The sequence below is a fragment of the Sulfurimonas aquatica genome, from assembly GCF_017357825.1.
In the GTDB taxonomy this organism is placed as follows: domain Bacteria; phylum Campylobacterota; class Campylobacteria; order Campylobacterales; family Sulfurimonadaceae; genus Sulfurimonas; species Sulfurimonas aquatica.
The window spans coordinates 2,177,006-2,202,843 of sequence record NZ_CP046072.1; the positions used below are offsets into that span (position 1 = coordinate 2,177,006).

Sequence of the window (25,838 nt, forward strand, 5' to 3'; positions counted from 1 at the left end):
AAGTTACTGATCTAATTTATAAGTATTGTGAAGAGAACGAACAGCAAGTTCTGCATACTTCTCATCTATAACCATAGAGACTTTAATCTCCGATGTTGAAATCATATTTATGTTTATATTTTCAGCTGCCATTGTTGAGAAAGCTTTTGCCGCAACTCCAGCGTGACTTCTCATTCCAACGCCAACAACAGATACCTTACAGATATCTTCGTTATAAGAGTCATCTTTAATCTCACCACTTTGAATAAAAGTATCTACGATTCTTTTAGCGTCGTGAAGATCGCCTACGGGAACCGTAAAGTCAATATTTGTAGCGCCATCGTGAGCTACGTTTTGAATAATCATATCTACGTTTACTTCCGCTTCTGCAAGACGGTTAAATATGTCAGACGCTATCCCTGGTCTATCTACTACTCCCATAAGAGAGATACGTGCTTGATTTCTATCTAACGCAATTCCACTTACTAATGGTGCTTCCATAATATTTTCTTCCTTCGTTATTAATGTTCCCTCTTCATCTGAAAAGCTTGTTCTTGTTACTAAATTTACATTTAATTTTTTTGCCATCTCAACTGAGCGATTTTGCAATACTTTCGCGCCAAGTGACGCTAGTTCTAACATCTCATCATAAGATATCTTATCCAGTTTTTTTGCTTTTGGCTCTATTCTAGGGTCTGTAGTAAATATACCACTTACGTCTGTGTATATCTCACATAAGTCAGCTTTTAAGGCGCCTGCAATTGCTACGGCTGAGAGGTCGCTTCCTCCACGTCCAAGCGTAGTTACGTCACCATGCTCATTTACGCCTTGAAAGCCAGCTACAACTACTATTTTTCCCTCTTTAATTGCGTCTTGCATCTTTTGAGGATTGATCTCTTCTATACGAGCTTTTGTATGATGAAGGTCAGTGATTATTCCTGCCTTTCTCCCTGTCATGGCTATTGCGTCATGACCCATCTCTTGTAGAGCTATAGAAAGAAGCGATGCCGTAACTCTCTCTCCCGCGCTTAAAAGCATATCCATCTCAGCGCGCGCTGGATTTTTTGAAAAATGTTCAGCATATCCAACAAGCTTGTTTGTCTCTCCACTCATAGCTGAAACAACGACAACGACGTCGTTGCCTTTTTTGACTGTTTCACTTACTCTATTAGCAACGTTTTGTATACGGTCTAAATCCCCTACGCTCGTTCCACCAAATTTTTGAACTATTAACATCTATAGTAGTCCTTCTTTTTTAAAATAATTTATAACCGTTTCATAAACGGGTTTTTTAAAGTGTGCCGTGTGATTTAAGACATCATCGATATCTACAAACTTATGGTTTACAAACTCTGGATGCTTTGTATCAAGATTTATTTGAGCGTCTTTTTTTAATTTTATTAAAAAATATCTCTGAGTTTGCCCTTTATATGGCTTCATTTTTTTAGCAATCTTTTCTGGAAAGTCATATGATATCCATTTAGGATACTCTCCAACTATTTTAGCTCTATCAGTTCCGATCTCTTCTTCCATCTCTCTAAAAAGCGCGTCTATAACCTCTTCACCCTTATCAACCCCACCTTGTGGGAACTGCCAAATGTCAAGTAGGTCGTTTCTTTGTGCGATAAAAATCTCTTTTTTTTCTGGATAGTTGTTTGAAACAATTATCATCGCCACATTTGGACGATAGTCTGGTTTTTTACTCATTTAAACACCTATATTATAGTTATCGCGATTATACAAAAATAGTAATTAAAATAAGATAATTTACTCTTAATGACTATGTGGATATACTTCGGACATGTTACTTTACATTCATATTCCCTTTTGCGATTCAAAATGCTCCTACTGCGCTTTTAACTCTTACGTTGATAAATTTCACTTAAAAGAACAATACATGCTCTCTTTAGAGAAGCAACTTATCTTCGAATTAGATAGGTTTAAAGCTCAAAAAAACTTTATTGAAACTATTTTCATAGGAGGGGGAACGCCCTCTACCGTTTCACCTGAGCTTTATAAACCCATTTTTAAGCTGTTACAACCTTACCTTAAAGATGAGATAGAGATTACAAGCGAAGCCAATCCCAATAGCGCAACGATAGAGTGGCTAAAAGGAATGAAAGAACTTGGAGTAAATCGCATAAGTTTTGGCGTTCAAAGTTTTGATGAGAAAAAACTTAAACTTCTAAATCGCGCTCATAATCCAGCTCAAGCAAAAGAGGCTATATTAAATGCCCAGAGCGTTGGTTTTAAAAACCTTTCTCTTGACCTCATCTATGCAACTCTTGGCGATACAAAAGAATTACTTCAAAATGACATTGACATAGCGTTTTCACTTCCAATAAATCATATAAGCGCTTATGCTTTAACTATAGAAGAGGGAACGGCGTTTGAGAATAAACCTCAGATGAGTAGTGAACAACTCTCTTTAACGTCATGGATATTTGAGACTATAGCCTCTCATGGATTTACTCAGTATGAGATAAGTAATTTTGGAACGTACCGATCATCTCATAATCTCGGCTATTGGCTCTATAAAGACTATATGGGAGTTGGCGCGGGAGCTGTTGGTAAACTTGATCTGCAAAGATTTTATCCAAATCCCGATATAGAAGAGTATATTCAAAACCCCTTAGATATAAAAATTGAAACGCTTGAACTTGAAGATAAAAAGATTGAGCAGTACTTTTTAGGTCTGCGTTCATGCATTGGCATAGATAAAAAACTTTTTACGTCAGAGGAGCTTAAACGTGCCGAGATGCTTCATGAAGAAAAAAAGCTAACGCTCAAAGATGGAGTTTACTATAACCCCGATTACCTTTTAGCCGATGAGATAGCTCTTTTTTTAACATCTTAATATTACATAATTAGCTTTTAATCATTCTTTTGATAAAATCCTAAAAATTAATTATGAGGGTATTATATGTTTGGTATGGGTTTTACTGAAATACTTATTATAGCCGTTATCGCCATTCTCTTCTTAGGCCCCGATAAACTTCCTAGCGCAATGATAGACATTGCTAAATTTTTCAAAAACGCGAAAAACACTCTAGGAAGCGTAAAGAGTACGCTTGAAGAAGAGATGCATGTAAGTGACATAAAAAAAGAGGCTCTAGCGTATAAAGCGCAACTTGAAAAAGCCACTTCGGCGTTAGATGACGTTAAAAACATTCCAAATAACCTTGGACTAGATACAAACTCATTTGAGGATACGTCTGCAGACGCAAAGCCTGAAGTAGTTGTCAACAAGTCTGCCACTAAAGCGGAAGAAGTAACGTTTGCAAAAAAATCAAAAAAAATAGAAGAAGATAATACTGATGTTTGATGAACTAAAACCGCACCTAGCAGAGCTTCGAAAAAGACTTGGGATTTCTGTTGGAAGTCTCATTGTGATGTTCTTTGTAATGTTTTACTTTCATGAGCCAATCCTTAACTGGATGGTTGAACCTCTAAATACGGCCCTTATAGAAGTCGGGAAAAAATCTCTTCACGCAGCGGATGGAATGATTACGACTTCCCAAGTTGGAGGAGCGTTTTTTGTAGCGCTTAAAGTCTCTTTTTTTGCAGCCATAGTTGCTTCACTACCTATCATCCTCTCTCAAATCTGGCTATTTATCGCTCCTGGACTCTACTCTAGTGAAAAGAAAATGATAATTCCATTTATAATTGGTGGAACGTTGATGTTTCTCATAGGCGTTTTATTTGCATACTACGTTGTTACCCCATTTGGTTTTGACTTTCTTATCACCTTTGGTAGTTTTAAGTTTACCCCACTTATCAACATCGAAGATTACGTAGGTTTTTTTACAAAGATAATGTTTGGTTTTGGACTTGCGTTTGAACTTCCGGTCTTTGCTTACTTCTTAGCGCTTTTAGGCCTTGTAAATGACAAACAGATGACGGCGTTTTTTAAATACGCTATCGTTATTATTTTCATCGTTGCGGCGCTTCTAACGCCACCGGACGTTCTAACGCAGCTACTAATGGCTGGTCCGCTTATCATCCTTTATGGTTTTTCTATCTTGATAGTAAAACTGGTAAATCCAGCTCCAGATGATGATGACGAGGATGAAGAAGAAGATGAGTCAGCAGATGAAACTAACTCTAAATAAAACTGAGTGTTTAGCAGCCTAGCATGCAAGACATTGAACTACTGACTGCTAGCTATGACTTTGTCCTTCCGGATGAACTCATTGCCACCCATCCAGCACACCCACGAGACCATGCAAAACTTTTAATATATAACAGAGAGACAGACACTATAACTCATGCTCACTTTTATGATTTTGAAAAATACATACCAAAAGATTGCGCTCTTATTTTTAACAACACTAAAGTCATAAAAGCAAGACTGCATGGAAAAAAAACAAGTGGTGGAAAGATAGAACTTCTTATAAATAGACCATTAAACGCCATAGATATAAACGTATACCTAAGAGGTAAAGTAAAAGTTGGCACAGAAGTCCTCTTTAAAAATAACTTAATAGCCGTCGTTAAAGAGCTTAACGAAGATGGAAGTCGCATTGTTAACTTTATGCAAGATGGTATACTCCTGCGTTTTGAAGAGATTTTGCCTATCATAGATAAGATAGGCCATATTCCACTTCCTCCATACATACAACGCGAGGACAACGAAGAGGATGCCGACGAGTACCAGAGTGTTTTTGCCAAAGAAGAAGGAGCGGTAGCCGCTCCTACGGCTTCACTTCATTTCACGCAAGAGCAACACCATAGAGTATGTCAAAACCATGCCCATGCCTATGTAACGCTACATGTTGGAAGCGGTACTTTTAAACCAGTAGACGCAGAAGTTATAACAGAACATCCTATGCACTCAGAGTATTATGACATCTCAGATAAAGCAAAAGATATACTTGACTCAGATATTCCCGTACTTAGTATAGGAACGACTTCAACGCGAACTATTGAGTATTACGACAAGCACGGCAAGATTCAAAAAGGCGAGGCAAATCTCTTTTTACATCCAAACAACAAGCCTAGTAGAGTCAACCACCTACTTACAAACTTTCACCTACCAAAGTCTACGCTTTTGATGTTGGTCGCGTCGTTTGTTGGACTTGAAAAAACACAAAAATTGTATGCGGAAGCCATAAAAGAAAATTATCGTTTTTACTCTTATGGCGACGCGATGCTGATTATCTAAAGCAGATAGAGTCTTGAATTTTTTATCTCTATCTCACCACTAAGTTCCGCTTCAAAAACTCGAGAGGGAAACTTTTTTAAAGCCTCTTCATAAGTTGGGTTAGATTTACAATACTCTAAAAAATCATCAACGCGCTTTACTTCACTCGATTCAGTGGCAAATAAGGCAACAAACGAGTCTATGTCATATATAGCCTTTGCCTTGCCCTCTTGCAGGAGTCTATTCGTTGCTTGGCTCTCGCCTATTCTGTGAGAAAGAACATATATCTCTTTTCCCATCTTTAAAGCATACTCTATGCTTCTCATAGTTCCAGAGTTTAAATCTGCATAGGAAACTATGAGGATGTCTCCTAACGCGACTACCAACTCATTTCTCAGTACAAAGTTATACTTAGTAGAGGGCGAACCTTTTTCAAACTGAGACATAACCAAACCAGACTCTTCTACGCTTTTTATTATGGATGCGTTAATAGCTGGATAGCGTTTATTAAGACCCGTTGCTGCGATAAGTATAGTATTTGAAGGCCCTGCACCTTTATGAGCGATTGCGTCAACGCCAATAGCCCCGCCACTCACTATGCAAACTCCTGCGTTTGAGAGTTTTGTTGCAAGCTCATGTGTTTTATCTCTAGCATATTGGTTGGGAGAACGGCTTCCAACTATGGAAATCTTTTTTCTATGTAAAAGTGAAGTATTACCAATGTAAGAGAGTTTTAAAGGATAGCGCTTCATGCTCTCTAACTCTTTTATATGAAAATCTACCTCTCTAATCATATTTTAAAGCCTATGTATATAGACCAACTCCACTTCTTTAAGTAGTTTTTTTGACTCATAAAGCGCTTGGAGAGTATTTTTATGTGGATGTCCTATTGCAATGGCGCTTCCATTATCTTTTGCTGTTTTTATCGCTTTTTTAATCTGCTCTAGTATATATGGCTTATCCATATGATGGTCTAAAAAAACATCACGCGCGACATACTTCATTCCTAAGTTTTCTAATACTTTTGGAGCCATTGTCTGTGCCGTAGTTCTACTATCTACAAAATATATACTGCTTTTAGTGAGTGCGTATATAAGTCTATTCATAGCGACTTCGTCTGCCGTAAATTTACTTCCTGTGTGATTATTTATATACTTTACTCTAGGAAAGAGTTTTTTAATACTTTTTACACGTGAAGAAATAGTCGCTTGAGAATCTGTAATGCGCAGAGTGTCTGGTTCTTCCGCGCTAAAACTTTGTGCTTCCATAGGTAAGTGAACCATATAGTTATCTTCATGCGATGCTAGTTCGGACGTATGTGGTCGTGCCTTGCTTGGTGGCAAAAAAGACATAGTAAGGGGTAGTCTCAAACTCTTTATCGCCTCGACTTGAGACTTTGTTCCTACGTCATCGATGATAATGGATAAACGCGGCTTGCTAGAACTCACGTTTGCCTTGCGTTTAACAATATTTGGTGCATTGACAAGTGATACGTCTTCAAGTTCATGAGAGGCTGAAACATAATGTTTCTCTGCGTTTTTTAAGACCTCTTGCTTAGAGCTCTTCTCTTTTAAAACTTCTTTTTTTAGAACCTCTTTGAGTCTCTTGTTTACACTTGCTTGTTTTTTATCGACCGTAACTGTCTTTTCAAGTTCTTTGAGTAGCCCTAAGCGCTTCTCTTTTTCCTTTTTTTCTAACTGTGCTACCTCTTTTTTAGCAGCTTCATAACCAAAATAATAGCCCGTGACTACAGAGCTCAATATAAGGGCTACGATTGCCAATGTCCATGCTATATAAGAGAGGATTTTTGAAGTAGATTTTTTTTTAGTAGTTATCTTTTTTCTTTTAGCCATTTTAAATAAAACTTTCTTTGAGTAAATTTATGAAACTATACCCTCTTAAATATTAATATACTATTTCATTTCATTTTGACATACATTCTCTCTATATATACTTTAGATTCTCAAATTTATAAATAAAACTAATATAAAACATTTTTGTATGCTTTTCTTAAGTAAGATTTCTATATAATTCCGAGTTCCTTTCTCTTTGTAATGTCAATTTTGACACTATATTTTAGATCCGAAAGGGAAACAAATGCCTATGTGCAGATACCAAAGGGAGATTATACTCTATGAGAAATTACGAAAACCTAGTAATCGTAAAACCAACATTAACAGCAGAAGAAATTCAAGCTAGCATTCAAGCGGTTGAGGAAGTTATCACTTCTAACGGCGGCGAAATAGCGGCTACAAGTCCAATGGGAATGAGAAAATTAGCATACCCTATTGATAAAAACGAACGTGGTTATTACCATGTAGTATACTATTCAATTGCTCCAGCAGCTATTGCAGAGATCGAAAGACGTTTCCGTATCAACGAAGAGCTTTTACGTTTTGTAACGATTAAATATGATTCAAACCGTGAAGTTAAAGCGTTTAACACTCTTGTTGAAAACGCTAAAAAAGCGGCAGCGGCTCCAAAAGTTGAAGCAACTCCAGCAGTTGAAGCGACTCCAGAAGCAGAAGCTCCAGTTGAAGCAGCAGTAGAAACAGAAGCTCCAGTAGCAGCTGAGTAATAAGTAAAAGCCAAAAGAAGGAAACCTTATGTTCAATAAAGTAATTTTAGTTGGAAACCTAACGCGTGACATCGAACTCAGATACTCTCAAGCGGGTATGGGCATTGCAAAAACAGCAATCGCTACTAGCCGTAAATTCACTACAAATGGTGAAAAAAAAGAGGAAGTATGTTTTGTAGATATTACATTTTTCGGAAGAAGTGCTGAAGTTGCCAACCAATATCTTCGTAAAGGGAGTAAAATCCTAGTCGAAGGTAGATTAAACTTTGAACAGTGGGTAGATCAAAATGGTCAGAAACGTTCTAAACACTCGGTTACTGCTGAAACTATGCAGATGCTAGATTCTAAAGGAGACAACCAAGGTGCATACGCTGCTCCAACTGGTGCTCCTATGGATAATAACTATGATGGTGGATACAATGAGCCTTCTCAAGGGCAGCCTCAAGGGTACCAACAGCCTAAGCAACAGAGCTACCAAGCTCCAAGGCCAGAGCAACAACCTCAGAGTTATCAAAAGCCTAGCTATAACAATAACCAAGCAGCGGCGCAAAGTCGTCAGATGCCTAGTAGTGAATCAATCCCAACGATTGATATAGATGAAGATGAAATTCCATTTTAGACTTAATAAAATAGATACAAAAAGGTAATAACATGTCAGAAAAAAGAAAATACAAAAAAAGATTTTGTAAGTACTGTGAAGCAAAAGTAGACTTCATGGATTATAAAGATGCGGGAGCTTTACGTTTCTCACTATCTGAAAGATATAAAATTATGCCAAGACGTTTAACAGGTAACTGTAAACGTCACCAAGACATGATTTCAGTAGTTATCAAGCGTGCTCGTGCGGCTGCTCTAGTTCCATATACTGTAACTCGTAAGCAAGTTGTAACTGCACCATTCGAAAACCTTAGATAGGTCTTCTTAAGTCCCTTTCTGGGACTTAATCTTCTTTACCGCCCTCTTTTTACATACAAATTCTCTAAATATATCCAATGCACTTTTGTAATATAAACCTAAGAATTGAATGCTATACTAAACAAAATATAAACTAGGAATATAGAATGACTATAGAAGAAATCGAGTTTGAGTTAGAGTTAACGGGAATGGCTAGAGATCAGCAACTCAAGTTACTATCAGCTGTTAAAAGAGATGGCTATGATGCAAAACTACTTGATAAGAAACTTAGGACTATGGGGTTTGAGCCTGTCTTTAGTATTTACGATGAAGAAGAAGATACTCATCAAGATAAGAGTAAAGCCTAGGCTTATTGCAAAATTACTATTAGTAATACTATAATAATTCCATTTTTGTATAATTAATATAATACGCTATAATTCCAATTATGAAACTTAGACTATTATTATCTATCTTCTTTGTAATTGTCACAACGCTTTCAGCACTGCATGAAACGGAGCATACACTCCAAGGTGAAGAAACCTGTTTAGTTTGTCATGTAAACGACAACCTTACATCAGCAGATATACTTTCAATACCTACTGAGGCTCTCAACTTTCACTACGAATCTATTTTAGATAATGGCCAAGTAGCAAACCTACACCTTCAAGACAGATCAAACCAAAACCGCGCCCCACCAAAACAATCCTAACTACCCAATAATAAAACAAAAAACTTTACAAAATATAATAATAAATAGGAATAACTATGCAAAAAAAAATACTAATAGCTACATCTTTGTGGGCGATAGGAACGGCGACTTCAACTTGGGCTTGTAATGGCTCTCATGTCTTAGGCGGGGCAACTACGGGGGCAGTTTATACTATCTCTGCAGATACTATGAAAAAAGGTGATTTTTACTTAGGCGTAAATGTGGAAACACTGCAAAACAAAAGTCTCTCAGATTCAAAAATCATAAACGCTATACAAAATGGTGCAACTCATTTACATAGTATAGACGCCGTAAACTCTTACTCTATAGCATTCTCTTATGGTATTACAGACAATCTTACGTTAAACACACAACTACCGTATGCTTCTCGCAAAAATATACGCGCAGGTGAAACCCCTCCACCTGACGTTCACACCCATGGTAACGTTGAAGGTATGGGTGATATTTCAGCAATTCTCCAATATAAAGTATATGACGATGTGGTAAAAATCGCTCTTTTGGCAGGGCTTAAAGCACCAACTGGAAAAGATAATTTAGAAGATGAGGGTGAAGTGCTAGAGGCTGACTTACAACCCGGAAGTGGTTCGTGGGATATTTTCACCGGCGCCGCTATAACTAAAAACTTTGAGAACTTCTCACTTCACTCAGATATACTCTACAAGTATAATAATACAGGAGTAGATAAAAGTCAATTAGGAGATGTGTTTACGTATAACACGGCAGTCTCTTATAAATTATTTGAGAATAATCATGACCATACGCTTCATAAGTTAGAAGAAGAAAAAGAGCTTGGATACTCCCTCAGTACTTTCTTAGAGCTAAATGGTGAGCATGCGCAAAAAGATCGTTTTCATGGTGATAATGCAGAGAATACTGGACATAATATACTTTTTGCCACTACTGGACTCCAGCTTGTTAGCGATGCCGGTTACTCACTCTTTTTTAGTATTTCAAAACCTATATACCAAGACTTTAACGGTCTGCAAAATGATATAAACTACAAATCAAGTTTTGGGATTGGAAAGAGCTTTTAAAAGAAGTATCTCCCTTCTTTAGGGGAGAATCTTTCAAAGTTATTGATAAGGGAATGTTTATTGCTATAATTTATAAAAAAGTTTTTCAATGAAATATACACTCCTTATACTAACGCTAATTACTCATATGCTCTATGCCAATGAAACGGACGACTCTCTCATCATTAAAGAGCCGTTTAACGCAGAACTTTTTGACATAACGCAAGATTACGACAGGTCCATCTCTACTGTAGGTTTCTCAACAAAACATAAAAAACAGTACTCATCAAGTGAACCATATAGTGATGCTTTTGATTATTTACAGAGTGTTTCATCTTCACATGGCGTTCAAATGCATTTGGTTAAAGTTGACGACTCCACAAATATCTCTCTTTCAAAAAATGTAAATCTACCAAAATTCTCTAAAGCTGTATCCGTACTAAAGACCCCTTCTAACGGTTACTTTATAGGCGGATATACGCTTGATGGCTCTTTGCTGTTTTTAAAACTAGACGCAAACGCCAACATAATGTTTTCAAAGAGTTATGGCACAAAAAATCAAAATAAACTCACATCTCTAACACTACTTAACGATGGAGGAGTTCTAGCGGTTGGCTATTCTACGACATCAAGATTTAAACACGACAATATTTTTGAAATGGGCTTAGGTAAGAATGATATTTACCTCACTAGGTTTTCTAAAAATGGAAATAAAATCTGGAGTAAAAAATATGGTACGCAAGAAGATGACAAAGGCGTAGATGCAATCCAAGCCGAAGATGGCTCTATCATTGCAGTGAGTACTACCACTAAAGGAAATAGGACACTCATAGATTTAATGCGACTCAGTGAAAATGGCGATAAAATCTGGATGAAAAACTATAATGCCATTGCCCAAACTGATAACAAAATCATTCCGCATCGCCTCATTAAGCTAAAAGATAACAACTTTCTCCTTTTGCTTTCTCAATTTAACGAGATGAATCAAGAGCATATACGCTTAGTAAAGTTTGATATAAATCAAAATATACTTATAGATAAAGAGATATTTACCACTTATCCTAGCGCGTTAAATGATATAAAGCAGTTCTCTGATGGCACCTTTATAGCTGTAGGGTATGTTAGAGACGCATATAATACAGATGGTTTGGCAATGTCGCTTGACTCTAATCTAGTGCAACTAAACCAAGAGCATTATGGTGGAGAAAACTATGACGCTTTTTCATCACTCGCCATACTTCACAACTCTCAAGTCGCTGTAGCGGGTAGTCATACAGATGAGAATTCTCAAGAATCAAATATGTGGATAGTAAAGCTAAATAAAGACGCTTCTAGTGCTAAAAAAGCTTCATCTACTAGCTCACTATATCAAAAGCTAGTTTCAATCTTTAAAGAAGAGATAATCACTTCAAAACTAATTATAAATGAAGATTTATCCATTGAGCTGATAGATAAGTCTTTATATTTTTCAGTTGCAAAGCATAAGCTCAGTGAACAACAGAAGCTATTTTTAGACACCTTTACCAAAAAACTCATTCCTCTTCTCTATAAGTACAAAGAAACGATAGTGGCGTTGGAGATAAACGGACACACCTCGAGTGAATGGAAAGATAGTGACTTCTCATCAACTTACCTTAAGAACTCTAAACTCTCTCTAAATAGAGCATATGCCACGCTAAGCTATATCTTTAATTCTCAATCTTCACCAACTCAAGAATGGCTGACTAAAATGCTAAAAGGTAGTGCTCTGAGTTACTCAAAAAAAGTACTTTACAATGATGTTGAAAACAGAGAAAAATCAAGAAGAGTCTCATTTAAAATATACACTAAAGAGTAGGTATACCTGGTCTCCCCACGAGGACTCGAACCTCGAGCTATCCCTTAGGAGGGGACTGCTTTATCCAGTTAAGCGATAAGGAGTTTCTGTAAAATTTTAGCTTAAAATAATAAATAGCACCGCGATCGCAGGTGCTATTTATGAAATATTCTCTTTAACTTTATGAAGTAAATTACTTTAGATAAATCAAAATGGGTATGACAAATTACATATTTGTTGAATACAAGAAAAAAAGTTAAGAATTAAGTGTGTGGGAAATAATTTTTAAGTTAGTATGGTGCGCCCGACACGATTCGAACGTGTGACCGCTGGTACCGCAAACCAGTGCTCTATCCAGCTGAGCTACGAGCGCACACCATCTCTTATTAGAGGATGAAATTATACCACTTTAAACTTATGTTATTCTAAAATCAAGTTCTTAGTTATCTAAAGTGTTTAAAATGTTTGCTATCTTTTGCTCCTGAGTATATAGCTCATGAGCTTTTCTCACATAGGATTGGAGTACAATTTTAATATCGTTATTTCCTTCAAAATTAAAATCTTTGGTCATCTCTTTTTCTAGAAATTTTGCAAAGTCATCCGCCACGTCAACGTCAAACCTTCTTCCTCCAATATGTAATCCTATTTTTCTACTCATAATTTTACTAGCCTAAAATACTTTCTATTTTATTCACGATTTCTTCTATTTCAAGGTCTTTCATTGCATTTTGATCTGCCAGTTTATTAATCTCTTGATCTTTGATTTCTCTTTCAGCTTTTAGTGTGACCAACTCATTTCTCATCATATCATTCTCTTCTTTTAGAGTGTTCAGCTTCTGTAAAATACCTGATACTTTTTCACTTAATGTATCTATTATTCTTTGTTCTTGCATAAAACTTCCTGCTATGTATTTATTTTCTAATTCTATCATAATTAAGTAGATAGGATTTATATTATCTCTATTTTGGTATAATTTATTAACAACTATAAAGGTATAAATACAAATGAATAAGTTTGAAGAGTATGCGACAAAATTTGTACAATCTGTAGGTAGCAAAGAAGGAGCTGTATCTCCTGTTCTTACTACGTCTGCATCATTTGGCTATGGGTCAGCAGAAAATGCTGAGGGAATATTTGACGGAAGTATAAAAAAGCCACTTTATTCTAGAATGGGTAATCCTACTACATCAAAACTAGAGTCTATAATGGCTGAAATGGATGCTGGAATAGGAGCGGTAGCCACAAGTTCAGGCATGGGTGCTACGACATTAGCTACTATCTCCCTTTTAAGTAGTGGAGATGAAATTATCAGTATTGGTGGTCTTTTCGGTGGGACATATGCCCTCTTTTCAGAAACTTATAGTAGATTTGGCATAAAGACACATTTTTTTGATGTAGATGAATTGCAAGAGATTAAAAACAGAATAAACGATGATACAAAGGTTATCTTTTTAGAGAGTGTTGGTAACCCAAATATGCGATTGCCTGATATTAAAGCAATAGCGAATATTGCAAATAGTGCTGGAGTAGCACTGATTGTCGATAACACAATAACTCCATTGAGCATCTCTCCACTTAAGCTTGGTGCAGATATTGTAGTTTACTCAACAACAAAAATCATATCTGGAAATGCATCCGCACTGGGTGGTTGTGCAGTTTTTAGAGCTATTAATGATGGCGATGACAAGTTTAAATCAACTAGATATAAATTTTTAGATAAATTTATTAATAAGATGGGTAAAATGGCATTAATTCCTAATGCCAAGAAGCGTGCACTTAGGGATTTTGGGATGAGTGCAAATGCTCAAGCAAGTTATCAAACGCTACTTGGTTTAGAAACTTTACCACTTAGGATGCAAAGAATTAACAGCAGTATTGAACTGATTGCTAAAGAGCTTGATAAAAATGGATTAAACATTAACCATCCATCTCTAAGTAAACATCCACACAACGAAAGGTATAAACAAGACTTTTCAGATGGTTGCGGTACGCTCCTTACTATAGACATGGGTTCTAAAGAAGCAGCATATAAATTTATAAACAATAGTAAATTAGCTACGATAACGGCGAATATAGGTGATAGCAGAACACTGGTTTTACATATGGCATCGACTATATACAGTGATTTCGACAAAGGTACAAGAGAATTTCTTGGAATTACAGATGGTCTTATAAGAGTATCTATTGGGCTTGAAAATCCTTTAGATATAATTCAAGACTTTTTAAATGCAGCAAAGTAAAAATTATGTCAACAAGTATAGAGTTTCAATTAAAAGACAAAACAAAAGTAGGTTATCCAAAAAAATATAAAGTATATTTACTCAATGATGATTATACATCGATGGATTTCGTTGTTAGCATACTTACAACAATATTTCATAAGTCTTATGAGGATGCAGAGAAAGTTATGCTCGAAATCCATAAACAAGACAAAGGTTTATGTGGTGTATATGTACATGAAATAGCAGAAACTAAAGTTATGCAAGTATTAAAAAGAGCTAAAGAAGATGGTTTTCCATTAAGAGCAATTATGGAGGAAGAGTAAAATGATCAGTCCATCATTAAATGATATTTTTCAAAAGTCCATATCTTTTGCTAAAGAGATGAGACATGAGTACCTCACAATAGAGCATGTATTCTTTTTATTGTTGAGCTCACCAAAAGGTTCAAGAATTATTCTAGCTTGTGGTGGAAATGTAGAAAAAATGCAAAAAGAACTTGCTGAATACATTAAAACTAACATGGATACGTTACCTGCAGATATAGAAAGTAATCCTTATGAGAGTGTTGCTTTATCGCGTTTAGTTGACAATATGATAAGACATATTAAATCTGCTCAGCAGATAATAGCAGACGTAGGTGATTTAATAGCAGCGCTTTACGAGGAAGAAGAACATACTTTTTCACATATGCTTTTAAATCAGTATCAAATTTCAAGACTTGATATATTGGAAGTTATAGCTCATGAAGATGAAGAGGAGAGTGAAGATGAGAATTCAAAATCATATTTACAAAAGTACTCTATTGATTTATTAGAAAAAGTTAAAGAAGGAAAGATTGACCCAGTTATAGGTCGAGATAATGAAATAAGACGAGTCACACAAATTTTATGTAGACGAAAAAAGAACAACCCGATATTAGTAGGTGAGCCTGGAGTTGGTAAAACAGCCATAGCTGAAGGTTTAGCTTTAAATATCTACAATAAAAACGTACCTCCAATAATTCAAGACTCTAAACTTTATGCATTAGATCTTAGTGCTTTATTAGCAGGTACAAAATATAGAGGTGATTTTGAAAAACGACTTAAGGGTGTCATGGATGAAATTAAAAAAGAGCCAAACGCCATTCTTTTTATAGATGAAATTCACACTTTGATAGGTGCTGGAAGTACAAGCGGCACAATGGATGCAGCTAACCAACTAAAACCTGCTCTTGCATCAGGTGAAATAAAATGTATGGGTGCTACCACTTTTGCTGAGTATAGAAATGGATTTGAAAAAGATAAAGCTCTTAGTAGAAGATTTTCAAAAATCGATATTAATGAACCATCAAAAAAAGATAGCTATTTGATACTCAAAGGTTTACAGAAAAAGTATGAAAAGCACCATAGCGTAACATACACAAATAAAGCGCTAAAAAGTGCTGTAGATTTATCAAGTAGATATATCACTGATAGATTTTTACCTGACAAAGCCATAGATTTAATTGATGAGACAGCAGCATCATTCCATCTATTAAAAAACCCTAAATCAAAAGTTACAAGTAGTGATATTTCAAAAACCATATCATCTATAGTAGGTGTGTCTAATTCAAATATTAAACAAAATGAAATAAAACTATTAATAAATTTAAAAGAGAAGTTAGAACAAAGAGTAATAGGTCAAGATCATGCAATAGAAACTGTTACACATGCCATTAAAATATCTAAAGCTGGTTTAACGCCACATAATAAGCCTATCGCATCCTTTTTATTCTCTGGACCAACTGGTGTGGGTAAAACAGAACTTGCAATAGCTCTTAGTGAAACAATGGGCATACATTTCGAAAGATTTGATATGAGTGAGTATATGGAGAAACATACACTAAGTAGACTTGTAGGAGCTCCTCCTGGCTATGTAGGTTATGAGCAAGGTGGATTACTCACTGAAGCAATTAAAAAGCATCCTTATACAGTTTTATTACTTGATGAAATAGAAAAAGCACATCCAGATTTAATTAATATTTTACTTCAAATAATGGATAGTGCAACTTTGACTGACAATAATGGTTATAAAGCAAATTTTCAAAATGTCGTACTAATTATGACTTCTAATATCGGTGCTTCAGCTCGAAATGTGATGGGCTTTAATAAAGATGAGTCACTATCAAAAAATGAAGAACTTAAATCATTTTTTACACCAGAATTTAGAAATAGACTTGATTCTATAGTGGAGTTTGAACAACTAAGTACAAAAACAGTAGAAGGAATAGTTGCTAAGTTTATAAAAGAATTAAATAAAGAATTAAAAGGTAAAAAAATAACTATAACTCTTTCTTCTTCTGCTATTGAGTATATTGTTCAAGAAGCTTACTCAGCTGAGATGGGTGCTAGACCTCTAAAGCGTTATATACAAGATAATATAACAAACAAGTTAAGTGATGAAATCCTCTTTGGAAAACTCCAAAAAGGTGGAATTGTTGAAGTTGATGCAAAAAATGGATTAGAGCTATCATATAAAGAGCTTTAGTGTCCATTCCAGAACTAAACCCTTACTCCTTAGAATTCCCTCATCCATGTGAAGCTAATCAAGATGGAATAGTTGCATGGGGAGGAGACTTAACTCCCCAACGACTAATTCACGCATATCAGAGTGGAATCTTTCCGTGGTATTCAAAAAATGATCCCATTATTTGGTGGTCCCCTTCTCCTCGACTTATCATGGAACTCAATGATTTTAAATTAAAAAAATCCTTAAAAAAAAGTCTTAAAAAATTTGAATACAAATTTGATACAAATTTTTCTGCTGTAATTAAAAAATGTGGTTCTGCACGAAGAAATAACCAAAATGGTACTTGGATACAACCCGATATTATAAGAGCATATGAAGAGCTCCATAAAATGGGTATAGCACACTCAATAGAAAGCTATCAGGAAGGTGAACTTGTTGGTGGACTATATGGCTTGGCAGTAGGAAAAGTATTTTGTGGTGAATCAATGTTTGCAGATGTAAATGATGCATCAAAATCTGCCTATGCAACTCTAGTTAAGCATTTGAAAGTTTGGGGTTATGACTTTATTGATTGTCAAGTTCCAACAGATCACTTAAAAAGTCTAGGTGCAAAAGAAGTAACAAGAGAATATTTTTTAGATAGGCTGTATAAAGTGAATGAAGATAATATTAATCACAAATGGAAAGTAATAAAAGAGATATAAAAAATAAGTGGAATGACAATCATAAAAAGTCAACAATAATAAGAAATAAATTAGTAATAAAATAAAAGTGATTGATAAAAAAGAAGAAATAACGATTAACTAGGCAGCGACCTACGTTTCCAATCCTGAAAGGATAAGTATTATCAGCGATGAGGGGCTTAGCTTCTGGGTTCGGAATGGAGCCAGGCGTTTCCCCCTCTCTATAGCCACCTAGACAATCAAAGCTAAAGACATCATCTGCACTCCACTTACGCTTTAGCGACGGGAGTATCGGCATTTAGTGCCAGATGTTCTTAACTTTGACTGTAAAAGTCAGTTAAAAGGGTTAATGAGTTGTACTCATTAAAGTATAATTGTTAAAGTCAACATAACTAAATAACTTGTTTTAAACATTTCTGCTTATTAATGTAATTGTTTACACTAAATAAGGTAGTGAACGAATTGTGTTCATTTAAGAACTTAATTGCATGTAAAATATCATAATGACATTCTAAATGTATTTTTAAAAAAAGACGAACGTACTATTAGTACTGGTCAGCTAAACATCTTGCGATGCGTACACACCCAGCCTATCAAGCTTGTAGTCTTCAAGCGTACTTCAGGGATTGTTCATCTTGGAGTTGGCTTCCCGCTTAGATGCTTTCAGCGGTTATCTCATCCGTGCGTAGCTACCCAGCGATGCTCTTGGCAGAACAACTGGTGCACCAGTGGCACGTTCAACCCGGTCCTCTCGTACTAGGGTCAACTCTCCTCAACAATCCTACGCCCACGGAAGATAGGGACCGAACTGTCTCACGACGTTCTGAACCCAGCTCGCGTACCGCTTTAAATGGCGAACAGCCATACCCTTGGGACCTGCTCCAGCCCCAGGATGCGATGAGCCGACATCGAGGTGCCAAACCTCCCCGTCGATGTGAGCTCTTGGGGGAGATCAGCCTGTTATCCCCGGCGTACCTTTTATCCTTTGAGCGATGGCCCTTCCACACAGAACCACCGGATCACTATGACCGTCTTTCGACTCTGCTCGACTTGTATGTCTCACAGTCAGTCCGGCTTATGCCATTATACTCTACGGTGGATTTCCAACCCACCTGAGCCGAACTTTGTAAGCCTCCGTTACTTTTTAGGAGGCGACCGCCCCAGTCAAACTACCCACCAGACATTGTCCTCGCACAAGATAATTGTACGGAGTTAGCTATCAGAATATTCAAGGGTGGTATCTCAAGGATGCCTCATCATAAACTGGCGTCTATGAATCAAAGGCTCCCACCTATCCTGCACATGAATATCCCAATAGCAGTGTCAAGCTATAGTAAAGGTGCACGGGGTCTTTCCGTCTTTCCGCGGGTAGGAGGAATTTTCACCTCCACTACAATTTCACTGGATCCATTGTTGAGACAGCTCCCATCTCGTTACGCCATTCATGCAGGTCGGTATTTAACCGACAAGGAATTTCGCTACCTTAGGACCGTTATAGTTACGGCCGCCGTTTACTCGGGCTTCAATTCACCGCTTCGCAAAGCTAACGGATCCTTTTAACCTTCGAGCACCGGGCAGGCGTCACACCCTATACATCCTCTTACGAGTTAGCAGAGTGCTGTGTTTTTGGTAAACAGTCGGGAGGGACACTTTGCTGCCACCCATCAATGCTTTTGAGAGTAAATCTCATAACAAATAGGGCACACCTTATACCGAAGATACGGTGCTAGTTTGCAGAGTTCCTTAACAATGGTTCATCCACGCGCCTTAGAATACTCATCTCACCCACCTGTGTTGGTTTACGGTACGGGCAACATTATATCTCGTTTAGAGGCTTTTCTCGGCACGACAGTATCGACGATTCAAACCGCTCTCCGAAGAGATTGGTCTGCCTGTAAGATCTCGGTCTCATGTGAAGCGGATTTGCCTACTTCACGACCTACGTCCTTCGAGCCACTATTCCATCAGTGACCTCGTCTAACTCTATGCGTCCCCCCATCACTCAAACGATATAATGTCGGTATCGGAATATTAACCGATTTGCCATCGTCTACCCCTTTCGGACTCGACTTAGGTCCCGACTAACCCTACGATGACGAGCATCGCGTAGGAAACCTTGGGTTTACGGCGAAGAAGATTCTCACTTCTTTTCTCGCTACTCATGCCTGCATGCTCACTTCCATCCGCTCCAGTACTCCTTGCCGGTATACCTTCAGCGCTGAATGGAACGCTCTCCTACCACTTGGTATAAATACCAAATCTAAAGCTTCGGTGCTTGTCTTAGCCCCGTTATATTTTCGGCGCAGAATCGCTAGACCAGTGAGCTGTTACGCTTTCTTTAAAGGATGGCTGCTTCTAAGCCAACCTCCTGGTTGTCACAGCAACTCCACATCCTTTTCCACTTAGACAAGACTTTGGGACCTTAGCTGTTAGTCTGGGTTGTTCCCCTCTCGACATAGGATTTTATCACCCTACGCCTGACTCCCGAGGTTACACATGAAGTATTCGGAGTTTGATAGGGTTTGGTACCGCGGTAAGCAGCCCTAGCCCTGTCAGTGCTCTACCCCTTCATGCTAATGCTCGAGGCTATACCTAAATATATTTCGGAGAGAACCAGCTATCACTAAGTTTGATTGGCCTTTCACCCCTATCCACATGTCATCCCAACAGTTTTCAACCTATACGGGTTCGGTCCTCCACTGGCTCTTACACCAGCTTCAACCTGCACATGGATAGATCACTTAGTTTCGGGTCTGCAGCATCTGACTAATTCGCCCTATTAAGACTCGCTTTCGCTACGGCTTCTCGTTCGATTAACCTTGCCAGATACCACAACTCGCAGGCTCATTATGCAAAAGGCAGTCCGTCACACATTAAAATAGTGCTCCGAATGATTGTAAGCCATAGGTTTCAGGTTCTATTTCACTCCGCTCACCGCGGTCCTTTTCACCTTTCCCTCACGGTACTAGTTCGCTATCGGTCTGGTAGTAGTATTTAGGGTTGGAGGGTGGTCCCCCCATATTCAGTCAAGATAACACGTGTCCCGACCTACTCGTTCGTTAACCTAGTACCACATAAATATTTTCGCTTACGGGAGTATCACCCTCTATGCCGAGTCTTTCCAAACTCTTCTGCTAATAAATATGCTATCGCTAACCGCCCTAATCCCATTTCGCTCGCCGCTACTCTGGGAATCTCGTTTGATTTCTCTTCCTCTAGGTACTGAGATGTTTCACTTCCCTAGGTTCGCCCCCCGAAGGGTAACATGATTCGCACCATGCTGGGTTGCCCCATTCAGAAATCCCCGGATCAAAGCTCATTGGCAGCTCCCCGAGGCTTATCGCAGCCTATTACGTCTTTCATCGCCTCTACCAGCCAAGGCATCCACCTATGGCCCTTAATATCTTTTTTTTCTAATTTGCGTTCACTACCTTATTTAATGTATCTCTACACTTCAATAAGATGAATGATCTGTTTATTGTAGTTATTTAGTTTAATTATATTTCTATAATTAAGTTGTTGACTTTAACAATTGTAATTTAATGAACAAGACGATTATAAATAAAAGTCTAATTTAAATTCTTTAAAATTAAGAACTTAAATTAGATTTTTAAAAATTGATTTAAAGATTAATGGTGGAGAGTAGCGGGATCGAACCGCTGACCTTCTACGTGCAAGGCAGACGCTCTCCCAGCTGAGCTAACCCCCCATTTATACACTTTAAATCTATTGTGATTTATAAAAATAGATCACTGAAAACTAAGCAAGTAGAAGAACTAAATAATAACAAACTTATCTCTTGTGAGATTTTCTTTGTAAGATAAACAATCGAATGTTTACTCTTTACTCTAGAAAGGAGGTGATCCAACCGCAGGTTCTCCTACGGTTACCTTGTTACGACTTCACCCCAGTCGCTAATTCCACCGTAAGTGGTAGCCTCCCGAAGGTTAGCTTCCCAATTTCGGGTGAAATCAACTCCCATGGTGTGACGGGCGGTGAGTACAAGACCCGGGAACGTATTCACCGTAGCATTGCTGATCTACGATTACTAGTGATTCCAGCTTCATGAAGTCGAGTTGCAGACTTCAATCCGAACTGAGAGACGCTTTATGAGATTGGCTCCACCTCGCGGTATCGCAACTCTCTGTACGCCCCATTGTAGCACGTGTGTAGCCCTAGCCATAAGGGCCATGATGACTTGACGTCGTCCTCACCTTCCTCCTCCTTGCGAAGGCAGTCTCCTTAGAGTGCCCAGCTTAACCTGCTGGCAACTAAGGACGAGGGTTGCGCTCGTTGCGGGACTTAACCCAACATCTCACGACACGAGCTGACGACAGCCGTGCAGCACCTGTTTTCAAGTTCCCCGAAGGGCACCACTCTATCTCTAGTGTGTTCTATCAATGTCAAGGCTAGGTAAGGTTCTTCGCGTATCTTCGAATTAAACCACATGCTCCACCACTTGTGCGGGTCCCCGTCTATTCCTTTGAGTTTTAATCTTGCGACCGTACTCCCCAGGCGGAACACTTAATCTGTTAAGTGCATCACCGAGATGACTAGCATCCCGACGACTAGTGTTCATCGTTTAGGGCGTGGACTACCGGGGTATCTAATCCCGTTTGCTCCCCACGCTTTCACACCTTAGCGTCAGTAATGTTCCAGGAGATCGCCTTCGCTTTCGGTATTCCTAGTGATATCTACGGATTTTACCCCTACACCACTAATTCCATCTCCCCCTCCCATACTCTAGGTAACCAGTTTCCAATGCAGTTCTACAGTTAAGCTGTAGGATTTCACATCAGACTTGGCTACCCGCCTACGTGTCCTTTACGCCCAGTGATTCCGAGTAACGCTTGCACCCTCCGTATTACCGCGGCTGCTGGCACGGAGTTAGCCGGTGCTTATTCATAAGGTACCGTCATTTTCTTCCCTTATAAAAGGAGTTTACACACCGAAATGCGTCATCCTCCACGCGGCGTTGCTGCATCAGAGTTTCCTCCATTGTGCAATATTCCTCACTGCTGCCTCCCGTAGGAGTCTGGTCCGTGTCTCAGTACCAGTGTGGCGGATCATCCTCTCAAACCCGCTACCCGTCATTGCCTTGGTAGGCCATTACCCTACCAACTAACTGATGGGATATAGACTGATCTCTTAGCGAAAAACTTTCCCGACTTCAATTAGAAGAAGAAGGAGTATCTAGTATTAATCATCGTTTCCAATGGCTATCCCAGACTAAGAGGTACATTATCTATATATTACTCACCCGTGCGCCACTAATCCACCTAGCAAGCTAGGCTTCATCGTTCGACTTGCATGTGTTAAGCACGCCGCCAGCGTTCACTCTGAGCCAGGATCAAACTCTCCATAATTGTTGTCCGAAGACTTGATTATGTAAAGATCACATTGCTGTGATTATTTACTGATCTTTTGCCCAAGAATTAAATTCATTGGCTTTGTTTTTACTCGTACTAATCTGCTTAAAGAATTAGTCAGAGCTTCTAATACTAGTTAAAGTATTAAAGTATAGTTATCTACACTATTGGGAAACCATAAAAGCTATAAAACTAATGTGGATTTCAAAATAGAATAGACGGTTGTTGTTATATTAGTTATTTCTAAGTAATACCAACTGATTCGTTAAAATCTAGTCTTCTTACTTGCTTAGTTTTCAATGATCTTCAAACAATCTCTTAACTCTTCAACATGAAGTGTTCGTATCCTCGTTTTAAACAAGGTGTCTCTGTTTGTGGATGGGAATTATAGGAGGATGTTGCTTAGAGATTGCTTAATATGAATGGGTTGAGAAAAAGAATTATAAGATTGTTTTTTGTGGGGATTTGTTTGTCTAATTTAGTTCTTTTTCTCTTATTATTATATCTTATAGTCTGGTATGGCTTTAGGGCTTTAGATAGCAGTTAAAAGTTACTTATACTTTTGTGATCCATCCCCCGCCTATTAGTTTGTCTTGGCTGTAGAAGACTGCTGTTTCATATCAAATGATAAATTCTATGATAAAAGTATACTACTTAAAAAGTTTTAAATGGTTAAGGTAAATGAAATTAATTTTTTTGTGAGTTTTGGAAATAGGATGGGTGGACTTAGAAGATTATTTTCTTCTAAGTTCTTTAATACGAGCTTTTTTACCTGCAAGATCACGAAGATAAAATAGTTTAGCGCGACGAACACGACCACGACGTATAACTTTAATCTCTTCAATTGAATCAGAAAATAGAGGGAATATTCTTTCAATACCAACACCATTTGCCCCAATTTTACGTACAGTAATAGTTGCACCAGTACCTTGACCACGTTTTGCAATACATACACCTTCGTATGCTTGTATACGAGATTTCTCGCCCTCTTTAATTGTTACTGCTAAACGTACAGTATCACCAGCACGAAAATCTGGAATGTTTTTCTCAGAAGTTTGTGCTTTTTCAAAGTTTTCTATGTACTTATTTCTCATAAGATTTCCTTGTTCTATGCTTTAATAGCTGCTCTGGTCTGAAAAAACGAGTTTTACATTCAGACAAAGCTAATTTTAATGAGCGAATTTTACTATGATTTCCCTTTAAGTATTCTGATGGAACACTTAAACCTTCATAATCTTTTGGTTTTGAAAATGATGGTGCTTCAAGAAGTGGCGTTTCAAAACTTTCTACAGTTAATGAATCACTATTTCCTAAAACTCCATCTATGTTTCTACTAACGGCGTCACAAATAACTAAGGAAGCTAACTCACCGCCTGTTAATATATAATCACCTATAGAGAAAACTTCGTCTGCATACTTTTCAATAACTCTCTCATCAATTCCCTCATATCTTCCACTCACAAAAGCTATATGGGACTTAGTTGCTAAACGCTTCGCATCATTTTGTACAAAGGGTTTTGCAACTGGAGTTACAAAAATTATATGGACATTTTCATCTTTTTTTTTCAAACTCTCTAATGCGTCATACAGAGGCTGTGGATTCATAACCATACCGGCTCCACCACCAACAGCTGTGTCATCTACTTTAGAATGCTTGTTCTTAGAGTATTCTCTAGGATCTAGATAATTAATATCTAGTAAATCCTTATCGATTGCTCGCTTTAAAATCGAGTCTTTAAAATACCCATCTATCAAGTTTGAAAAAAGTGTAACGAAAGTATATTTCATCAAGAAGCTTCTAAGATATCCAATGCACCACTTAAAGTGATGATTTTTTTATCTATATCTACGCTTTGCTTAAATGGTTCACTAAAAGGAACTAAAAAACTTTTTGCAGAACCACTCTCAACTAAACTTTCATCTGTAACAATACTTAAATAGTTACTTATCGCTATTCTCTCGACTTCTTTTACTACACCAAGAAGTTTTCCATCTTCATAAACTTGACAATCTTCCAAGTCAAACCAAAAATATTCACCCTCTTCAAGGTGACAATTTTTTCTTGTCTCTTCATAAGTTGTAAAGAGCTTAGCATTTGTAAACTTCTTACAATCCTGCGGATTGCTCAAGCCGTTTACTTTTACAAGCAAGCGATCATGATCTACTTCAGTTAAAGTAATGGTATCTTTTTTATTAATTAAAAAAGTACTTCCAGCTTTAAACTGTTCTGGAAAATCACACTTAATGTGAAACTTCATATCACCTTTTATACCGACAGTTTTGCCGATAGTTGCTATATGCAAAAGTTGAGTTTGTACCTTAGGGGCACTTGTTCGCTTATTGCTCACAGTAGTGGTTCGACATTTATTCTATAACTCAACCCATCTTTGGCTTTACAACCAGAGATAACTGTTTTAATAGCACCAATCATCTTTCCACTCTTACCAATCAACTTACCAATATCGGCTTGATTAGCATAGAGAACGATTTCTGTAACTTCATCACCCTCTTTCACTTCAACTCTTATATCGTCTGGATTAGACGCTATTAGTTTTGCAAATTGTGCGACAAAATCAGCAATCATAATTAACGGCCAGTAATCTTTTTAACGCGATCACTCATTTGAGCACCAGTACTTAACCAGTAGTCTAGTCTTTCATTATCAACCACTAAAGTTTTTTCTTCATTCATTGGATTATAGTGACCAATAAGTTCAATCCAACCACCATCTCTACGCTTACGGCTATCTGTTACCGCTAAACGATAAAATGGTCTCTTTTTTCTTCCCATACGAGTAAGTCTAATTACTGTCATTTGTATTCCTAATATTAATTTGTTTGGAGGTTATTTTGCAGAATAAATATATACTAAAGTAGTATATGTAGTTTATTGTGCCTCTTACCGCCTTTTGGCGTTTTAT

Annotated in this window: 26 protein-coding genes, 3 tRNA genes and 3 rRNA genes; 15 read left to right on the forward strand and 17 right to left on the reverse strand. The window is 37.6% G+C overall.

Going from position 1 to position 25,838, the window contains the following annotated elements; all coding sequences use genetic code 11:
- Positions 1 to 3 precede the first annotated feature (3 nt).
- Together GJV85_RS10385 and GJV85_RS10390 are read right to left on the reverse strand one after the other, a co-directional pair.
- Positions 4 to 1,215 carry an aspartate kinase gene (locus GJV85_RS10385; protein WP_207561316.1) on the reverse strand — a complete coding sequence of 404 codons (1,212 nt, stop codon included), beginning with the start codon at positions 1,213 to 1,215 and terminating at the stop codon, positions 4 to 6.
- The gene (locus GJV85_RS10390) at positions 1,216 to 1,686 is read right to left on the reverse strand and encodes an RNA pyrophosphohydrolase (RefSeq protein WP_207561317.1); all 471 of its coding nucleotides are present in this window, start codon (positions 1,684 to 1,686) and stop codon (positions 1,216 to 1,218) included.
- Positions 1,687 to 1,780: 94 nt separating this feature from the next.
- Between GJV85_RS10390 and hemW the strand changes: the two genes are divergently transcribed.
- From hemW to queA, 4 genes are all read left to right on the forward strand, one after another.
- Positions 1,781 to 2,836 carry a radical SAM family heme chaperone HemW gene (gene hemW, locus GJV85_RS10395; protein ID WP_207561318.1) on the forward strand — a complete coding sequence of 352 codons (1,056 nt, stop codon included), beginning with the start codon at positions 1,781 to 1,783 and terminating at the stop codon, positions 2,834 to 2,836.
- Positions 2,837 to 2,902: 66 nt separating this feature from the next.
- Positions 2,903 to 3,304, forward strand: coding sequence for a Sec-independent protein translocase protein TatB (gene tatB, locus GJV85_RS10400; RefSeq protein WP_207561319.1), 402 nt, complete (start codon positions 2,903 to 2,905; stop codon positions 3,302 to 3,304).
- The gene (gene tatC / locus GJV85_RS10405; protein ID WP_207561320.1) at positions 3,297 to 4,091 is read left to right on the forward strand and encodes a twin-arginine translocase subunit TatC; all 795 of its coding nucleotides are present in this window, start codon (positions 3,297 to 3,299) and stop codon (positions 4,089 to 4,091) included. Before tatB ends, tatC begins: the two co-directional genes overlap by 8 nt.
- A gap of 23 nt (positions 4,092 to 4,114) precedes the next feature.
- Positions 4,115 to 5,143 carry a tRNA preQ1(34) S-adenosylmethionine ribosyltransferase-isomerase QueA gene (gene queA / locus GJV85_RS10410; RefSeq protein WP_207561321.1) on the forward strand — a complete coding sequence of 343 codons (1,029 nt, stop codon included), beginning with the start codon at positions 4,115 to 4,117 and terminating at the stop codon, positions 5,141 to 5,143.
- Here the strand turns inward: queA and GJV85_RS10415 are convergent.
- Both GJV85_RS10415 and GJV85_RS10420 read right to left on the reverse strand, forming a co-directional pair.
- Positions 5,140 to 5,916 (reverse strand): DNA-processing protein DprA, encoded by a 777-nt coding sequence (locus GJV85_RS10415; RefSeq protein ID WP_207561322.1) that lies wholly within the window; start codon positions 5,914 to 5,916, stop codon positions 5,140 to 5,142. The genes queA and GJV85_RS10415 overlap by 4 nt on opposite strands.
- 3 nt (positions 5,917 to 5,919) lie before the next feature.
- On the reverse strand, positions 5,920 to 6,975 hold the full coding sequence (locus tag GJV85_RS10420; RefSeq protein ID WP_207561323.1) for a divergent polysaccharide deacetylase family protein: 1,056 nt from the start codon (positions 6,973 to 6,975) through the stop codon (positions 5,920 to 5,922).
- 281 nt (positions 6,976 to 7,256) lie between these two features.
- On the opposite strand from GJV85_RS10420, the gene rpsF reads away from it, so the two are divergent.
- The 7 genes from rpsF to GJV85_RS10455 all read left to right on the forward strand — a co-directional run bounded on the left by rpsF (position 7,257) and on the right by GJV85_RS10455 (position 12,177).
- Positions 7,257 to 7,700 carry a 30S ribosomal protein S6 gene (rpsF, locus tag GJV85_RS10425; protein ID WP_207561324.1) on the forward strand — a complete coding sequence of 148 codons (444 nt, stop codon included), beginning with the start codon at positions 7,257 to 7,259 and terminating at the stop codon, positions 7,698 to 7,700.
- A gap of 28 nt (positions 7,701 to 7,728) precedes the next feature.
- Positions 7,729 to 8,319 (forward strand): single-stranded DNA-binding protein, encoded by a 591-nt coding sequence (locus GJV85_RS10430; RefSeq protein WP_207561325.1) that lies wholly within the window; start codon positions 7,729 to 7,731, stop codon positions 8,317 to 8,319.
- Positions 8,320 to 8,351: 32 nt separating this feature from the next.
- Complete coding sequence (rpsR, locus tag GJV85_RS10435; RefSeq protein ID WP_207561326.1) at positions 8,352 to 8,615, forward strand: 30S ribosomal protein S18; 264 nt, start codon at positions 8,352 to 8,354, stop codon at positions 8,613 to 8,615.
- Positions 8,616 to 8,761: 146 nt separating this feature from the next.
- Entirely contained in the window at positions 8,762 to 8,962 is a 201-nt protein-coding gene (locus GJV85_RS10440; RefSeq protein ID WP_207561327.1) for a hypothetical protein, read from the forward strand.
- 80 nt (positions 8,963 to 9,042) lie between these two features.
- Complete coding sequence (locus GJV85_RS10445) at positions 9,043 to 9,306, forward strand: hypothetical protein (RefSeq protein WP_207561328.1); 264 nt, start codon at positions 9,043 to 9,045, stop codon at positions 9,304 to 9,306.
- 56 nt (positions 9,307 to 9,362) lie between these two features.
- Entirely contained in the window at positions 9,363 to 10,361 is a 999-nt protein-coding gene (locus tag GJV85_RS10450) for a transporter family protein (protein ID WP_207561329.1), read from the forward strand.
- Between the two features lie 88 nt (positions 10,362 to 10,449).
- Positions 10,450 to 12,177: an OmpA family protein gene (locus tag GJV85_RS10455; RefSeq protein WP_207561330.1), complete on the forward strand. Its 1,728-nt coding sequence runs from the start codon at positions 10,450 to 10,452 to the stop codon at positions 12,175 to 12,177.
- Between the two features lie 7 nt (positions 12,178 to 12,184).
- Here GJV85_RS10455 and GJV85_RS10460 read toward each other — a convergent pair.
- The 4 genes from GJV85_RS10460 to GJV85_RS10475 all read right to left on the reverse strand — a co-directional run bounded on the left by GJV85_RS10460 (position 12,185) and on the right by GJV85_RS10475 (position 13,049).
- Positions 12,185 to 12,260: transfer RNA gene (locus GJV85_RS10460), tRNA-Arg, on the reverse strand.
- 192 nt (positions 12,261 to 12,452) lie between these two features.
- Positions 12,453 to 12,529, reverse strand: a tRNA-Arg gene (locus GJV85_RS10465).
- A 66-nt stretch (positions 12,530 to 12,595) separates the two neighbouring features.
- Positions 12,596 to 12,814 carry a hypothetical protein gene (locus tag GJV85_RS10470; protein ID WP_207561331.1) on the reverse strand — a complete coding sequence of 73 codons (219 nt, stop codon included), beginning with the start codon at positions 12,812 to 12,814 and terminating at the stop codon, positions 12,596 to 12,598.
- A gap of 7 nt (positions 12,815 to 12,821) precedes the next feature.
- Positions 12,822 to 13,049 (reverse strand): hypothetical protein, encoded by a 228-nt coding sequence (locus tag GJV85_RS10475; protein ID WP_207561332.1) that lies wholly within the window; start codon positions 13,047 to 13,049, stop codon positions 12,822 to 12,824.
- 112 nt (positions 13,050 to 13,161) lie between these two features.
- Between GJV85_RS10475 and GJV85_RS10480 the strand changes: the two genes are divergently transcribed.
- The 4 genes from GJV85_RS10480 to aat are packed head-to-tail and all read left to right on the forward strand — an operon-like array spanning position 13,162 to position 17,570.
- Positions 13,162 to 14,397, forward strand: a complete 1,236-nt coding sequence (locus GJV85_RS10480; RefSeq protein WP_207561333.1) for a PLP-dependent transferase — start codon at positions 13,162 to 13,164, stop codon at positions 14,395 to 14,397.
- Positions 14,398 to 14,402: 5 nt separating this feature from the next.
- Entirely contained in the window at positions 14,403 to 14,702 is a 300-nt protein-coding gene (locus GJV85_RS10485) for an ATP-dependent Clp protease adaptor ClpS (protein ID WP_207561334.1), read from the forward strand.
- Between the two features lies 1 nt (position 14,703).
- Positions 14,704 to 16,884: an AAA family ATPase gene (locus GJV85_RS10490; protein ID WP_207561335.1), complete on the forward strand. Its 2,181-nt coding sequence runs from the start codon at positions 14,704 to 14,706 to the stop codon at positions 16,882 to 16,884.
- Positions 16,884 to 17,570 carry a leucyl/phenylalanyl-tRNA--protein transferase gene (aat, locus tag GJV85_RS10495; RefSeq protein ID WP_207561336.1) on the forward strand — a complete coding sequence of 229 codons (687 nt, stop codon included), beginning with the start codon at positions 16,884 to 16,886 and terminating at the stop codon, positions 17,568 to 17,570. The genes GJV85_RS10490 and aat overlap by 1 nt, the downstream gene beginning before the upstream one ends.
- A gap of 98 nt (positions 17,571 to 17,668) precedes the next feature.
- Here aat and rrf read toward each other — a convergent pair.
- From rrf to rpsP, 9 genes are all read right to left on the reverse strand, one after another.
- A 5S ribosomal RNA gene (rrf, locus tag GJV85_RS10500) occupies positions 17,669 to 17,784 on the reverse strand.
- Positions 17,785 to 18,073: 289 nt separating this feature from the next.
- A 23S ribosomal RNA gene (locus GJV85_RS10505) occupies positions 18,074 to 20,960 on the reverse strand.
- Between the two features lie 222 nt (positions 20,961 to 21,182).
- A tRNA-Ala gene (locus tag GJV85_RS10510) sits at positions 21,183 to 21,258 on the reverse strand.
- A gap of 143 nt (positions 21,259 to 21,401) precedes the next feature.
- Positions 21,402 to 22,915 (reverse strand): 16S ribosomal RNA (locus GJV85_RS10515).
- Together the 16S, 23S and 5S rRNA genes with 1 tRNA gene alongside form the textbook arrangement of a ribosomal RNA operon.
- A gap of 737 nt (positions 22,916 to 23,652) precedes the next feature.
- Entirely contained in the window at positions 23,653 to 24,012 is a 360-nt protein-coding gene (rplS, locus tag GJV85_RS10520) for a 50S ribosomal protein L19 (protein WP_207561337.1), read from the reverse strand.
- A complete protein-coding gene (gene trmD, locus GJV85_RS10525; protein ID WP_207561338.1) occupies positions 24,002 to 24,706 on the reverse strand; it encodes a tRNA (guanosine(37)-N1)-methyltransferase TrmD in 705 nt (234 codons plus the stop codon). The genes rplS and trmD overlap by 11 nt, the downstream gene beginning before the upstream one ends.
- Positions 24,706 to 25,266 (reverse strand): ribosome maturation factor RimM, encoded by a 561-nt coding sequence (gene rimM / locus GJV85_RS10530; RefSeq protein WP_255550546.1) that lies wholly within the window; start codon positions 25,264 to 25,266, stop codon positions 24,706 to 24,708. Before rimM ends, trmD begins: the two co-directional genes overlap by 1 nt.
- Complete coding sequence (locus GJV85_RS10535; RefSeq protein WP_207561340.1) at positions 25,263 to 25,502, reverse strand: KH domain-containing protein; 240 nt, start codon at positions 25,500 to 25,502, stop codon at positions 25,263 to 25,265. Before GJV85_RS10535 ends, rimM begins: the two co-directional genes overlap by 4 nt.
- Before the next feature lie 2 nt (positions 25,503 to 25,504).
- Positions 25,505 to 25,732: a 30S ribosomal protein S16 gene (gene rpsP, locus GJV85_RS10540; RefSeq protein WP_207561341.1), complete on the reverse strand. Its 228-nt coding sequence runs from the start codon at positions 25,730 to 25,732 to the stop codon at positions 25,505 to 25,507.
- Positions 25,733 to 25,838 lie beyond the last annotated feature (106 nt).

Coding starts and splice junctions, on each gene's coding strand:
- GJV85_RS10390 (WP_207561317.1), bottom strand. CDS start 1,686: ATGAGTAAAAAACCAGACTATCGTCCAAATGTGGCGATGATAATTGTT.
- rpsR (WP_207561326.1), top strand. CDS start 8,352: ATGTCAGAAAAAAGAAAATACAAAAAAAGATTTTGTAAGTACTGTGAA.
- GJV85_RS10385 (WP_207561316.1), bottom strand. CDS start 1,215: ATGTTAATAGTTCAAAAATTTGGTGGAACGAGCGTAGGGGATTTAGAC.
- GJV85_RS10470 (WP_207561331.1), bottom strand. CDS start 12,814: ATGAGTAGAAAAATAGGATTACATATTGGAGGAAGAAGGTTTGACGTT.
- GJV85_RS10455 (WP_207561330.1), top strand. CDS start 10,450: ATGAAATATACACTCCTTATACTAACGCTAATTACTCATATGCTCTAT.
- GJV85_RS10420 (WP_207561323.1), bottom strand. CDS start 6,975: ATGGCTAAAAGAAAAAAGATAACTACTAAAAAAAAATCTACTTCAAAA.
- GJV85_RS10415 (WP_207561322.1), bottom strand. CDS start 5,916: ATGATTAGAGAGGTAGATTTTCATATAAAAGAGTTAGAGAGCATGAAG.
- GJV85_RS10485 (WP_207561334.1), top strand. CDS start 14,403: ATGTCAACAAGTATAGAGTTTCAATTAAAAGACAAAACAAAAGTAGGT.
- GJV85_RS10480 (WP_207561333.1), top strand. CDS start 13,162: ATGAATAAGTTTGAAGAGTATGCGACAAAATTTGTACAATCTGTAGGT.
- GJV85_RS10430 (WP_207561325.1), top strand. CDS start 7,729: ATGTTCAATAAAGTAATTTTAGTTGGAAACCTAACGCGTGACATCGAA.
- GJV85_RS10445 (WP_207561328.1), top strand. CDS start 9,043: ATGAAACTTAGACTATTATTATCTATCTTCTTTGTAATTGTCACAACG.
- tatB (WP_207561319.1), top strand. CDS start 2,903: ATGTTTGGTATGGGTTTTACTGAAATACTTATTATAGCCGTTATCGCC.
- rpsF (WP_207561324.1), top strand. CDS start 7,257: ATGAGAAATTACGAAAACCTAGTAATCGTAAAACCAACATTAACAGCA.
- rpsP (WP_207561341.1), bottom strand. CDS start 25,732: ATGACAGTAATTAGACTTACTCGTATGGGAAGAAAAAAGAGACCATTT.
- tatC (WP_207561320.1), top strand. CDS start 3,297: ATGTTTGATGAACTAAAACCGCACCTAGCAGAGCTTCGAAAAAGACTT.
- hemW (WP_207561318.1), top strand. CDS start 1,781: ATGTTACTTTACATTCATATTCCCTTTTGCGATTCAAAATGCTCCTAC.
- trmD (WP_207561338.1), bottom strand. CDS start 24,706: ATGAAATATACTTTCGTTACACTTTTTTCAAACTTGATAGATGGGTAT.
- GJV85_RS10535 (WP_207561340.1), bottom strand. CDS start 25,502: ATGATTGCTGATTTTGTCGCACAATTTGCAAAACTAATAGCGTCTAAT.
- rplS (WP_207561337.1), bottom strand. CDS start 24,012: ATGAGAAATAAGTACATAGAAAACTTTGAAAAAGCACAAACTTCTGAG.
- GJV85_RS10440 (WP_207561327.1), top strand. CDS start 8,762: ATGACTATAGAAGAAATCGAGTTTGAGTTAGAGTTAACGGGAATGGCT.
- GJV85_RS10490 (WP_207561335.1), top strand. CDS start 14,704: ATGATCAGTCCATCATTAAATGATATTTTTCAAAAGTCCATATCTTTT.
- GJV85_RS10450 (WP_207561329.1), top strand. CDS start 9,363: ATGCAAAAAAAAATACTAATAGCTACATCTTTGTGGGCGATAGGAACG.
- GJV85_RS10475 (WP_207561332.1), bottom strand. CDS start 13,049: ATGCAAGAACAAAGAATAATAGATACATTAAGTGAAAAAGTATCAGGT.
- queA (WP_207561321.1), top strand. CDS start 4,115: ATGCAAGACATTGAACTACTGACTGCTAGCTATGACTTTGTCCTTCCG.